The sequence below is a fragment of the Parapedobacter sp. GCM10030251 genome, from assembly GCF_042666505.1.
Lineage (GTDB): Bacteria > Bacteroidota > Bacteroidia > Sphingobacteriales > Sphingobacteriaceae > Parapedobacter.
On sequence record NZ_JBHTDN010000002.1, the window covers coordinates 665,817 to 678,973 of the forward strand.

A 13,157-nucleotide genomic window follows, 5' to 3' on the forward strand; every position below is an offset into this window, starting at 1 on the left:
TGTTCATCCACACTTTTTTTGTAGCGACGACGAAGCTTGCGTTGCCTACGGCTTGGCAAGTTTCATGACACAAATATAGCCATTAAATAAACTTGTATATACAAGTTGTGCAATTTATTTCAAAATAATTTCATCGACAAATAACCAAGCTTCCATACCGGCACCCGGATATCCCTCGGGAATCTTTCGATACGGTTGCGCAATTAATTTCAGGTAGTGCAAATCCACCTGATTAATTGGACAATGGATGAGCCGATGTCCGTCCAGTTGTTCGGGTTTTCCCGGAACCGGCGATACCGTGGCCAGCAATTTTGCGTCGGTTGTGTCGGTTCCGCCCCATATCTCGATGCGTTCCGGTACGTAAACAGGCATATAGGTAATGCCGGTATAGTTTTGCATCACACTCAACGTAAGCGTATCGATTGCTGTCGGCTTATCCAAATACAGGGTTGCCGATAACGGCGAGCGTAAATACCCCTGCCATTTTCCGTCTGCGTGGTTGCTGCCTCCGCTCTCCAGGTCAAAAAAAGAGATTTCCCTACGTGCGGGATATAAATAATGAGGCCGCCCCTGTACGGTGACACGATCCGGCTTTATTGCCGATTTCACATAGTTGCGCGACACGGTAGGGCTTGCTAACCATCCCTCTTTAAACGCTTTCACAGACAGTTGCTGGTTGCCCTGGATCGTAATCGGCTTATCAAACACGGCACTGTTCAGGCTATCCGGGGCTTTTCCATCCAGCGTATACCGAATCTGCACTCCCGGGATGGGGTGATTTACCGCTACCTGCATGTCATCGCGGAAGAACGTCCGCGTCGGGGTGATTTGCGGCGCAGTTAACGATAATGGGGTTTTCCCATCGTCCATAAAGCCCATTTCGATAATTTTCGTGGGAAACGACGCAATTAATTGAGAGGCCTCCTCAACACTGACCGCAGTATTCCAGATAAATACCTGCCGCAAACCAGCGTTCATCAGTAATTGTTTAACGCCTGCGACGGTTACAGCCGTTCCACTTAGGCGGACACTTTTCAGGTGAGCTAATACGTTGAGCCCAGCAAGCCCGGCGTCATCGACAGGCGTATCGTTCAGGTTGATATCACGAAGGTTTTTAAATTTCGCAATCATATCCAATCCTGCTTTACCGATGGGCATGCCATCGACATTTAAGGATACTACCTGCTCTGCGATAGGCCCCAGTTCGACCAGTGATTGATCGGTATACAAGCTGGCTCCGTAGAAACTCACCGAAAGTGCGGGCGATCCATCAGCCAGTACACGAACCACCCGATAAGGGGTTGAAAGCCTTTCGACCTGCTCCGCATCCGCAGGTGGAAAATCGAAATGTGCGTCGTCGGCTACCCCATAGATTGCACTGATTGCCCGCATCAGGCTATCGTCGGCAGCAAGGGTAGCTACGGAAAGGTCGAAATGGGCACCCTTGGCTATCCATGCCTGAAGCAGCGCAATTTCCTGGGTAGTTAGCTGCGGTTTGCCTTTCGGAGGCATGTGATGTTCGTGTTCTATATCCAACACCAACCGCTGGATCAGCAGGCTTTCGTTTGGATTGCCGGAAACGAACACCGGTCCGCTGTCACCGCCCGCCGCGATAACGGTAGAGTCAGCCAACATCAAACCGCCCTTCGCCTTTCCCGCGTTGTGACAGGACAAGCATTTCGCTTTCAGTATCGGCAGTACTGCGTCATCAAATACCCGGGCCGTATTCACGTCAAAATTCTTGGCGTCGCTTTGCTTCAAGGGTGCCAACACGAAGCCTTCTCCATGCGTCAAAGCAGCCCCGTAATGCCCGGCCACCCATACAAAGCCCAAACACAAGTTCGTAAAGGTGGTAAACAACGGCCGATAGCGGGTATATTGAAGTCCCTCACCGCATGCCAGTCCACCGGATAAAAACGAAATGGCTATCCCCGTCCATTTATGCCATTGCAATTCACTTCCTTCATACCCCGCTTCCTGAGCAAGCAAAAGCCCCATAATGACCGTTATCGCGGCACTCAGTGCCGCTATAAACAATACTTCCCGGATAAGCGATCTCAGGGGCAATGTCTTTTGCAACCGCCTACGGAAATTGACCAATACACCGGCAATCAAGAGCAAAACTATGGGGAAATGCAGCAGCATGGGATGTACCCGGCCGATGACCTGTATCCATGACGGTATACGAACAAGATGTTCGAAAAGCAGAAAAAAAAGGATAAAGCAATTGAGGCCTATCAGCACATTCAGCCGCCAGTTCGGTATGGAACGCTCCCCCTTCATCATCGCATCCAGAAACTAAGCAATTATATTTTTCACGACATTTCCCGCTACATCCGTAAGCCGGTATCTTCTGCCGAGATGCTGATACGTCAGCCGTTCGTGATCCAGCCCCAACAGGTGCAGTACCGTTGCGTGGAAGTCGTGGACATGGACCGGATCTTTGACGATGTTATAGCCGAATTCATCCGTCTCACCGTATACCAAGCCCGGTTTCACACCACCCCCCGCCATCCAGATGCTGAAACTGCGCGGATGGTGGTCGCGCCCGTAGTTATCAAAGGCCAAGTGTCCTTGGCAATAGTTTGTGCGGCCGAATTCGCCGCCCCATATCACCAAGGTTTCATCGAGCAACCCCCGCTGCTTCAGATCCATCACCAAGGCGGCAGACGCCTGGTCTACATCTTTCGCCTGCAAGGCCATCATGCCCGGCAGCCCCCCATGTTGGTCCCATCCCTGGTGATAAAGCTGGACAAAACGGACACCACTCTCGGATAACTTCCTTGCCAGCAAACAATTTGCCGCATAAGTGCCAGGTACGAGGCATTCGGGTCCGTACATTTTAACGATATGGTCCGGCTCTTTCGACACGTCCGTCACTTCCGGCACTGACGTCTGCATCCGGTAGGCCATTTCATATTGCTGCACCTTGGCCGTTATCTCCGCATCGCCAAACACTTCAAACTGCATAGCATTCAATTTCGCTAGCTTATCGAGCAGGTTGCGCCGGCTCACCTTATCGGTGCCCTCGGGATTGTTCAGATACAGTACCGGGTTAGGACCGCCCACAAATTGCACCCCTTGATGAACCGAGTCGAGAAATCCATTCGTCCATAATTTCGAATAAATCCCTTGGTTGTCGCCTTTTCCCTTTGATATCAATACACAAAATGCCGGTAAGTTTTCATTCTCACTGCCCAATCCGTAGCTCAGCCATGCACCCATACTGGGCCGGTTACCCTGCTGCGCGCCCGTTTGAAAAAACGTAATGGCGGGATCATGGTTAATCGCATCGGTATGCATCGACTTCACAATACATAGATCGTCCACAATCTTAGCGGTATGAGGGAACAGGCTGCTAATCCAGGCCCTACTCTCGCCGTATTGTGCAAAATCAAAATAGGACCCCACCAAGGGAAACGACGCCTGGCCGGACGTCATTCCGGTAAGTCGCTGTCCGCCACGAACGGATTCAGGTAAATCCTGCCCAAGCATCTCCCTGAGCTTCGGCTTGTAATCGAAGGACTCCAATTGCGAAACACCACCGGATTGAAACAGATAGATTACACGTTTAGCCTTAGGTGCGAAATGAGGTATCGCTTTTGCCAGCGCATCCTGCCCGCGTTTGCCTCCTGAAAATAATCCGGGTATCAGCAGTGAACCCAAGGCCGCACTGCCGATACCCACACTCAAACTTGACAGGAACTGGCGCCGGTTTTGAAACAGCTTGGCATGCTGAATTTCCGTTTCGAGCGATGGTGCTTTTTTCCTTTCCATTGATCAGCGTTTTTAACGTCCTATATTCGTGTTGTAGCTTCCTCCAGGTTATACACCGCGTGAATCACGGCCATCAGGGCTGCGTGTTCAATTTCCGGAATCCCTTCTCTACGCGGCGCCTCTCCTGCCTGCAGAAATTTCCGGGCTTCACCGGGTATCTTCCGGAAGCGTTGTTGTTCTTCTTCGTAATACTGCTGCAATACTTCCACTTCCTCCACGGTCGCATCCCGGCACAAAATCCGTTTGAAGGCAGCCTGTATCAAGTCAGTCGGTGATGCCTTGGCGGATGTCGCCAGCAATTCTCCCGCAAATACACGGGCACCCTCCAACACCGTAGGATCATTCAGCATGACCAACGCTTGCAAGGGTGTATTGGTACGCTGGCGGGTTACCTCACACATATCCCGATTGCTGGAATCGAAGATAAGCATACTGGGCGGAGGCAGGGTGACTTTAAAGAACACGTAGATGCCCCGCCGGTACAACGACTCGCCATGGTCCTGCACGTAATGGGCCAGCGCTCCCCTGCCCGGGCTGGTTATTTCCCATATTCCTTCCGGTTGATAAGGCTTGACGCTCGGGCCACCGATGGTCCGGTTGAGCAAGCCGCTGCTCGCCAATACCTGGTCACGGATCATCTCTGCCGGCAAACGCATACGCGACGCCCGCGCGTAGTAGCGGTTGTCCGGATCCTGCTCCCGGTGTTGATCCGTAATCCGGGATGACTGCCGGTAGGTAGCGCTCATGACAAATTGTTTAACCAATCGCTTGATGTCCCAACCCTGTTCCCGAAAGTCCACTGCGAGCCAATCGAGCAGTTCGGGATGTGTGGGAAGCGTACCCTGATTGCCGAAATCGGCAATCGTCGGCACGAGTCCGTTACCGAAAAACAGCGCCCATAACTGATTGACGAATACGCGTGCCGCCAACGGATTACCGTCGCTGAACGTCCATTGTGCCAAACCGAGCCGGTTGGGTGCAAATCGCGTACTGTCAAAAGCAAGCACGGATTCCGGTGTGCCGGGAAAAACACGCTCCTTGGGTGCGTCATAAACGCCCCGGTCAAGTAAATAGGTGGGACGTATCGTATCAAGTTCACCCATGACGGAAACCGAGACCTCTTCGTGCGCATCCCATCTATTGATAAAGTTAAGTACCCCATTAAGATCATGCTGGGTGATCGTCAGCCGCGGCGTCTTGGAAGGCCCGGAATTCACCAGTCCCTCCAGCCCTTTTTCCCGTGTATTATTGAAGAAGGCCAACAGGCTATAGTAATTCTTCTGCGAAAAAGGATCGTACTTATGATCGTGGCACTGCGCGCACTCCATGGTAATACCCAAAATCCCTTTGGCATAGGTATTGGTCTTATCGATCGCATAGGCTACGCGATATTCTTCCTCGATCACGCCGCCTTCTTCGGTAATCTTGTGATTCCTGTTGAACGCAGTGGCCAATACCTGTTCTTTGGTTGCATTGGGCAGCAAGTCGCCCGCCAGTTGCCAGGTAATGAACCGATCGTAAGGCATATTCCCGTTAAATGCGTGAATCACCCAATCACGCCAGGGCCACTGGGTGCGGATGTCGTCGTCCTGATAACCGTAGGAGTCTGCATAACGAGCTACATCCAGCCAGTGCAGAGCCATTCGCTCACCATACGCATCGGATGCCAGCAGCTCATCGACCAACTTTTCATAGGCATCAGGCGAATCGTCGGCCAAAAAACGCTCGATCTGCGCCGATGAAGGTGGCAACCCCGTCAGGTCCAGGCTTACCCGGCGCAGCAAATGATGTTTTTCGGCAACCGGATTCGGGGTAAAACCTGCGCCCTTCATCCGTTGAAGAATAAAGTGATCGATTTCATTTATCGCCCATCCGTCGCCATCGTTCTGCGGAACGTTCGGCTTGACGGGAGGTGTAAATGCCCAATGTGGTTTATACACCGCCCCCTGTTCAATCCAGCGAGTGATCAATTTAATTTCCCGATCGGTAAGCGACAGGTTTGACGAAACCGGGGGCATACGGTATGTTGCATCGTCAGTAACCAATCGATGGTACACTTCGCTCGCCTCAGGTTTTCCCGGCACGATCGCGAACATCTCCGGATTATCGGCTAATGCGCCATACGCGCCCGCCTCCGTATCGAGCCGGAGCCCCGCCTCCCGGGTGTTGTTATCCGGACCGTGGCAGGCAAAGCACTTGTCTGACAGGATTGGCCGGATATGAAAATTATAATCCACGACCTCGGGCATACGAGATGCAGACACGCCCCCTTCGTTGGTCGCATCACAGGTTGCCAGCAAAAAGACCGCCCCACAGATACCTGCTATCGCTGTCCATTTCCGGAACGGCGCTAAGGTTATGCTGGCTAATTTGGCTTGAATCATAATCACGACAACAATAGTGTTTATTAAAGGTGGTAATTGGCTCCTTAAGGATTATATTCATTGCAAATATACTCATTCAACTTGTATATACAAGGAATATCGATTAAAGCTTAACGCACATCGGCATTACCTATATGCTTCAACCATTCATCCCAATGGAGATCAACGATTCCCATCACGCGTTTCGGCGACCAATCGTCATTATACAAGCTGAAACTTCCGTTCGTGGCATTATCGATGGATACAAACTCCCAGCCGAAACGTGTCCCTTGTGTTAACGTATTTTGCAAAATCCGCCGTAGCTCGTCATCACTGAAATGGTTGAAATCGCTTCCATTGAATGTCATGTGTTCAGTAATGGCCCAATCGCGGTTATACGCTTGATTAGCGTGATGTACCCGATCGTAGGCCTTTTGATTCGGTTGGTTTGTTGGAAAAAACCAGCTCCAGTTCACCTGGATGATATTCGGAGCGTGCAAATGCGCCAAAAACTCCTCGGGGATTCCCATTCTCCTTGCCATCGTGCTTTCCTCGGCGTCCAGGTAATCAACCGCGATATAGGCGTCCTCACCCGCTATCTCCCGAAATGCCGCAGCATCCCCGTTCACCCAGTCGGCCAGAAATTGCGCCCTGAATTTGTTCCAATGGCTATTGTCCAGGAACGACTGTGGGATGGGAAACGTTGCAGGCATGCTCGCTCCGGAATCGGTAACTCCGTTTTCGGCTAACCATGCCGTGTATGCGCGTTTGGCATGCGTACTGAAACACAGGTTTATGGTCCCCATGTATTGCGGTTCCACGGTCGTTTCGAAATAAAGCACTTTCTCGTGATCCACGCCGGCCGTCAGCGTTTTGATAAACGTTCTCGCTGCGTCCCGGTATCCATCGTGAAAAATCGACACCACCCTCGACCCAAACCCATATTCGGTATCGGTCACCGTCTTCCCCTGATCGTTGATGGCATCCGCGTCCGGAAACCGATCCCAAAACCCGGCAGGCATTTGCCCGCCGCCTACCGCATAGGTTTCTACCGATAAGCAGGGCATCATCCCTTTGCTATAGATCGTATTGATCAACCGGTTTAAAGGTTCCAAAGATACATCGGGGTTCCCGTCGCCGTCGTGATCGAAATGATGCCAATAACAATTGATTTCGATGGTGTTATATTGCTTGGACTTCAGTTTATCCAGGTCATTGATGAGCTGCTGCACCGCATTCGCATCCGCAAAATTCCGGAGCGGTTTCGCGATTTTCAGAAACACCCATTCACCGTCCCGGTAAAACTTTCCGTTCTCGATTTTCCAGACTACCGGCTTTTCGTCGGACGGTTTGTCATCGGGTTTGCCGGCCTGATCGGGATCGGTTTTGGCAGTGCAAGCCAGTAAAACCGCCGTCACCCCGATTCCCAGCCAATTTATGTATTTCATTTTCTCGTGATTATTCGGAAGCCAAGATTTTAAGATCATCCAGTCCAATGGTAATCGGGTACGTTGCGCCGCCTTTGGCGAACAGGTACACCCGGAAGAAATTTACTGCCGACAGATTGGGATCGCCGCCTGTGATCGCGGCATCCTTGAATTTAAACACCAGTTCGTTCCAACCCGCGGTTAATCCCATATTGTTCAGGACAATGGGCCAGGTAAATTCATTCTTATCCGGCCCGCCGGAACTCGTCAGCTCAAACTGGCCGATTTCGGCCATCTGATCAAACTGTGAGGGGTCTGAAATATAGAACCACAGGTGCAGCTCACCCAATTCCTTACTCACCCGTGTATTCAAAGGGGTTGGTAAATTGTGTTGCAGGAGCAACAGATTCCCGCCACCTTCTTCACGCGTTTTTATGGATGCCGCCCCTTCCTTTTTATCTTCCTTATCAATAAACCCATTCCCGGCCCATCCCCAGCCATCCGCTTGATCGGCAGGACTAACGATGCTTGGGGGTGGCAGGATTGACAAGTAGGCCAACGCGATCCGGTTACCGCAGGAAGGGTTCCCAATCATGGTCTTTCGGATCGCATACGCTCCGGGAGCACTTGCTGCCAAATCGATTTCACCGGTCAACGTATCGCGCAATACCAGTCCCGGCGGTGCACTGAACACCCCTGGAATGTCGGCCCCGGAATGATAACTCGGCAACAGCACGTCCGCCTCACCCTGCCGGAACGGCGAGCCCTCATAGAAAAAATCAGATTCACAAGGAGCCATCTTTTCGGTCTCCTTACAAGCCGCACACACCAACACGGCTACGGACAACCCGATGCAGCGGCTTTTCAACCATTTATTTATAATCGTTTTCATGTTTACTTCGTTTAGTTTGGTTACCACCCCGCATTCTGTTCCAGGTTTGGATTCTTGTTCAATTCCGATTGCGGGATTGGAAAAAAGTGCCTCCGGTCATCGAATATGCGCGCCCTGACCTGCACACGCTCGTAATTCAGGGCGTCACCTACCCGTGTGATACGCATTCCATGGATTGGCTTCCCGAACGTTTCAACGCCGATTTTCCAACGGCGGACGTCCCAAAACCGGTTGTCCTCAAACGCCATCTCTATACGGCGTTCCTGGCGGATGCGCGCCCGCATTTCGTCTTGGCTAAGGCCTTCCGGCAATTCGGGCATATCGGCCCGTGCCCGGATGGCGTTGACTGCCGCATACACTTCGGCATCCGGGCCACTGGCTTCATTTCGGCTTTCGGCAAAATCCAGCATCACCGTCCCCAAGCGGAACAAGATCCAGGTGGCAGCCCGCCGTTGGGAACTATTCACGACAAGCGATTCGTCCAAGAACTTTTTCAGGAAATAACCCGTTTGGCTGCGTGTGTGCGTACCAATGGAAATGCCATCTGCACCGCCGACAAACGATTCGATCGCGCGGCCTTGCCAAGGTGCACCGTTATACAAGATACTTGCGTAGAACCGCGGGTCTCTATTCTCATACGGTTTCGCCGGATCGTAGCCCGAAGCCGGATTTACAGACCCGTCAGCCAGTAAGGGAGCGATACCATTCGCCATTTCATAAGCATCGACGAGTTCTTGCGTCGGCGAAGTCCCACTCCATCCGCCGTAGCCCGACGGTCCGTTGGCTGCTTCCATGGCATTGGTGCTCGCACTCGCCATATAGGCAAATATCACCTCAGCGTTGTTGTTGACCAGAAAAAGGTTCCGGTAATCATCGTAAAGCTCGTATTCAAAATCGCTATCGGTCAGGATATCTTCAGCTGCGGCGGCCGCATCTGCCCAACGTTGTATTTCATTGGTCGGATTATACAGCGGACTTGCAAAGAACAGCAACGCTTCGGCTTTCAACGCACGGGCGGCGCCTTTCGTAGCCCTACCCAACTGACTGGATTCATGTTCGACCGGAAGCAGTGCAGCCGCTTGATCCGCGAGGCCTGTAATGTAGGCGGCGCATTCGCTTATGGAATTACGTGGCAGCGCCAAGTCGTCGTTTACCGTCAGCACCTGATCCACAATGATGAACGGCCCAAAAAACTTGAACAACTGTTGGTAGAAAAACGCTTTGAGAAACAGCGCTTCTCCTTTCATCCGCTGTTTCATAGCGGCGTCGCCGGGTACGCCATCAATGTTCTTCAGGAATATGTTTGCTTTCCGGATGGCGGCATAATAAATGCTCCAATAATCCCCCAAGGGATTGCCCGTCGGGCTCAGCGACCCGATGTTGAATGTGTACCCGCCGGTCGTTAAATTTGCGGCGTCGGCATCGTCTGTCGTTCCAGCCAGCAGGTAATTGGGCGTCCGGTTATACAGACCGCCATACAGTTCGGCGTATACGTTATTCAAAAACTTTTCGGCAACCAGCAGATCTTCAAAGGCAGCTTCCTCGGTCATCTGGTCATTGGGCTGCCTATCCAGTATGCTTTTATCACAGCCTGTTGCCAACACGATCAGCAACAGAAAATTCAAAAATCGCTTCATTATAGTCATCATTTTGCAAGTCTGTTAAAAGTCAAGTGTAACCCCGCCGTTTAGGACACGCTGTTGGGGATAGTTGTGGTTTCCCGACCATGCCGGAGCCTCCGGGTCAACGATCTTCGCCTTATCCCAGGTGAAAAGGTTATGCGCGTTAACGTAAAACCTCACCTTTTGGATTTTTAGGGCCTTCAACGCGGACGCACCAAATGAATAACCCAGTTCAATGTTCTTCAGGCGGACGTAATTACGCGGACGCATCCAAAACGTTGATAGCCTGTGGTTATTCGGGTTGTCTGTACTGGACAGACGTGGATAGGTAGCAGTGGCGGCCGTTTCAGGTGTCCAACGCCCGAGGTGCCATTCGTTGACCTTGCCGGCTCCGCCGCCCCGGAACTCCCATATCGGGAAATTATCCATAAAGACGGATGAGTTGGATGCACCCTGAAACAGCACACTGAAATCAAAGCCGCCGTACGATATCCGGGACGAGAACCCGAACATCAGTTCCGGTATCCCGGTGTTGTATCCGATGGGTACCTCGTCGTTTGCATCAATAACGCCATCGCTATTGATATCTTTGTATTTGATATCGCCTGGTCGCAAAGACTCCTGGGTTACGAAGGTATGGGGCGGGCTGTCGGCAATGTCTTCGTACGATTCGAAAAAGCCAATGGCCACCAAACCGAAAGGCTGTCCAACCCGTTGACCCGTCCGATATTGGTAATCAAACTCGCGGCGCTCTTCATCCATGAACAGCACCTTATTACGCGCAAATGTCAGGTTTCCACTGACGCTATAATTCAGTTTCTTACTTGCCGGGTTTCGGTACGTCAGCTCCATATCCAACCCCCGGTTCTGTACCACGCCGATATTGACGGGCGGCAAGTCGCCTCCCGATCTGCCCACAATGGCAGAGACCGTTCCGCGCGTGGTCAAAATGTTATCACGGCGTTCGTGGAAGGCGTCAGCCGTCAGGAATAACTGGTCGTCCCACAATCCCAGTTCCAACCCCGCGTTGAGCTTTCTGGCACGTTCCCAGGTGATGTCTTCATTGGCCAGCGGCCCTTCGGCTATACCGCCGTAACCCACCTGGCCGTTACCAAACCGGTACCCTTCGGCTCCTTGGAAGGTCTGTTGGTACAGAAATCGCCGTGCCCCCAGCCGGTCATTCCCCACTTCGCCATATGATCCCCGTAACTTCAGAAAATTCACCAGGCCTGCGTCCTTGTTGAAGAAATTTTCTTCCGAAATCACCCAGCCCGCAGACACTGAGGGGAAAAACCCAAATCGGCTTCCCTTCGGAAACTGCTCGGACCCATTGTACCCCATATTGATTTCTCCAAACAGCCGGTCTTGGTAGGAATAGGTAAACCGTCCAACATAACCGATATACGAGAAAGGAATATTGTAACCATCCGCATGCTCCACGCGCCGGTTCTGATTATATAGAAACAGCCCCGAAACAAGGTGATCACCAAACCGGCGGTTATAATCGAGCGCAGCTTCAAAATTGACGGTCCGGTTATACGCATATCCCTTTCCGATGCCCAATTCGGTATCGTTGCCAAACTGATTATACCCACCGTCTTCCCGAAGCTGATAGACTGCATAGCCCCGACTCGCGTTGATGTTGTAATCGAACGCCCCGTCAAAAGCGAACGCAGCCCGTGCAGAGAGCCCCTCGGTAATGAAGTTCAGCTTGTGGCTCATCCGGTAGGTCCCCTGAAGAAAATTCCCGTAATAATCGCGATATCCGCCGTAGGCGATCAACCCCATCGGATTCTCCGGATTGAGGCCGTCGCCGGCGAGCGAACCGTCGGCATTGGTAATCGGGTACGTGGGCGGTATGCGGTTCAGAATGGTAAATATCAACCACGTGTCCCTGCCGGGATAATTACGGTTTTCCACACGTCCGGCCAAATCCAGTCCCACCGTAAAATTCTCGGTTAGATCGATGTCAATATTGGAACGGAAGTTATACCGATTGAATTTCGCGTTGGAATCATACTCATTTAACTTCGTAAAGTTATAGATGCCGTCCTGGGTCAGCGCACTGGCAGAAACAAAATAGCGTACCTTATCCCCGCCCCCGCTGATATTGAGGTTTGCCCTACTCATCGGGGTGAAAGGCTTTAAAAACTCATCAAACCAATCGGTGTTGGGATAGAGATAAGGGTCGGCACCAATACGGTAATACTCCAGATCCTGCGCACTGAATTTTTCGGGTAGGTTATCATTTTTAAGCGCCTCGTTGTATAAGCGCGCATAATTATACGAATCCAGGAATTCAGGCAACCGGATAGGACTTTGGTATCCCAATTCGGATGAAAAGGATATCTGGGGCCTCCCGGACTTGCCCCGCCGTGTGGTTACCAATATGACGCCATTGGCACCTCTTACCCCGTACACCGCCGTTGATGAGGCATCTTTCAAAATGCTGATGCTTTCTACTTCATTCGGATCCAGCTGGGCAAAATCGCGGCCTAAAACGCCGTCCACCACAACCAACGGTGCCGCGTTATTGAAAGTGGACACGCCACGGATAAACAATTGGGACAGGTCGTTGCCCGGCTCACCGCTGGGTTGAAAAGCCACCAAGCCCGGCAGCCGACCAGCCAGGGCATTGCTGAGGTTGGCAACAGGGCTTTGTCGCAACTCGCGCGTTGCCACGGAAGAAATCGCCCCGGTAAGGCTGATCTTTTTCTGCTCACCGTAGGCAACAACCACCACTTCATCCATGAAGGTATCTGTGCCTTCCAGTACCACATTAATTTGCTCCCTTCCCGCAACTGCAACCTTCAACGGCCGGTAACCCACAAAGGTAAATAGCAGCGTATCATTTCCGGTTGTCCGGATCCGGTATTGTCCGTCGGCTCCGGTAGCTGCCCTGTTGTTCGGGTTTAACAACGGAGTTACCGAAACGCCCGACAGCGGATTGCCGTCACTGGCAGAAACCGTACCGGCGACGCCCACCAGTCCCGGCTGCTCCTGTGCGTCGGCCGTAGGCTCCTGAAAAAGAAGAAACAAGAAAAAAACACATAAAAATCGATTCATAATGCTATAT

The 13,157-nt window shown here is 51.9% G+C and carries 7 protein-coding genes; all 7 read right to left on the minus strand.

Annotation, left to right across the window (positions count from 1 at the left end; translation table 11 throughout):
- Positions 1-114 precede the first annotated feature (114 nt).
- Positions 115-2,286, minus strand: coding sequence for a c-type cytochrome domain-containing protein (locus tag ACFQRK_RS08550; RefSeq protein ID WP_379005576.1), 2,172 nt, complete (start codon positions 2,284-2,286; stop codon positions 115-117).
- A 12-nt stretch (positions 2,287-2,298) separates the two neighbouring features.
- Complete coding sequence (locus ACFQRK_RS08555; RefSeq protein ID WP_379005578.1) at positions 2,299-3,777, minus strand: DUF1501 domain-containing protein; 1,479 nt, start codon at positions 3,775-3,777, stop codon at positions 2,299-2,301.
- 20 nt (positions 3,778-3,797) lie between these two features.
- Positions 3,798-6,161, minus strand: a complete 2,364-nt coding sequence (locus ACFQRK_RS08560) for a PSD1 and planctomycete cytochrome C domain-containing protein (RefSeq protein ID WP_379005889.1) — start codon at positions 6,159-6,161, stop codon at positions 3,798-3,800.
- Positions 6,162-6,271: 110 nt separating this feature from the next.
- Entirely contained in the window at positions 6,272-7,588 is a 1,317-nt protein-coding gene (locus ACFQRK_RS08565) for a hypothetical protein (protein WP_379005580.1), read from the minus strand.
- Between the two features lie 10 nt (positions 7,589-7,598).
- Positions 7,599-8,459, minus strand: a complete 861-nt coding sequence (locus tag ACFQRK_RS08570) for a hypothetical protein (protein WP_379005582.1) — start codon at positions 8,457-8,459, stop codon at positions 7,599-7,601.
- A 20-nt stretch (positions 8,460-8,479) separates the two neighbouring features.
- A complete protein-coding gene (locus tag ACFQRK_RS08575; protein WP_379005584.1) occupies positions 8,480-10,096 on the minus strand; it encodes a RagB/SusD family nutrient uptake outer membrane protein in 1,617 nt (538 codons plus the stop codon).
- A gap of 24 nt (positions 10,097-10,120) precedes the next feature.
- Positions 10,121-13,147, minus strand: a complete 3,027-nt coding sequence (locus tag ACFQRK_RS08580; RefSeq protein ID WP_379005585.1) for a SusC/RagA family TonB-linked outer membrane protein — start codon at positions 13,145-13,147, stop codon at positions 10,121-10,123.
- Between the last annotated feature and the right edge of the window lie 10 nt (positions 13,148-13,157).

Coding starts and splice junctions, on each gene's coding strand:
- ACFQRK_RS08550 (WP_379005576.1), bottom strand. CDS start 2,286: ATGATGAAGGGGGAGCGTTCCATACCGAACTGGCGGCTGAATGTGCTG.
- ACFQRK_RS08555 (WP_379005578.1), bottom strand. CDS start 3,777: ATGGAAAGGAAAAAAGCACCATCGCTCGAAACGGAAATTCAGCATGCC.
- ACFQRK_RS08560 (WP_379005889.1), bottom strand. CDS start 6,161: ATGATTCAAGCCAAATTAGCCAGCATAACCTTAGCGCCGTTCCGGAAA.
- ACFQRK_RS08565 (WP_379005580.1), bottom strand. CDS start 7,588: ATGAAATACATAAATTGGCTGGGAATCGGGGTGACGGCGGTTTTACTG.
- ACFQRK_RS08570 (WP_379005582.1), bottom strand. CDS start 8,459: ATGAAAACGATTATAAATAAATGGTTGAAAAGCCGCTGCATCGGGTTG.
- ACFQRK_RS08575 (WP_379005584.1), bottom strand. CDS start 10,096: ATGAAGCGATTTTTGAATTTTCTGTTGCTGATCGTGTTGGCAACAGGC.
- ACFQRK_RS08580 (WP_379005585.1), bottom strand. CDS start 13,147: ATGAATCGATTTTTATGTGTTTTTTTCTTGTTTCTTCTTTTTCAGGAG.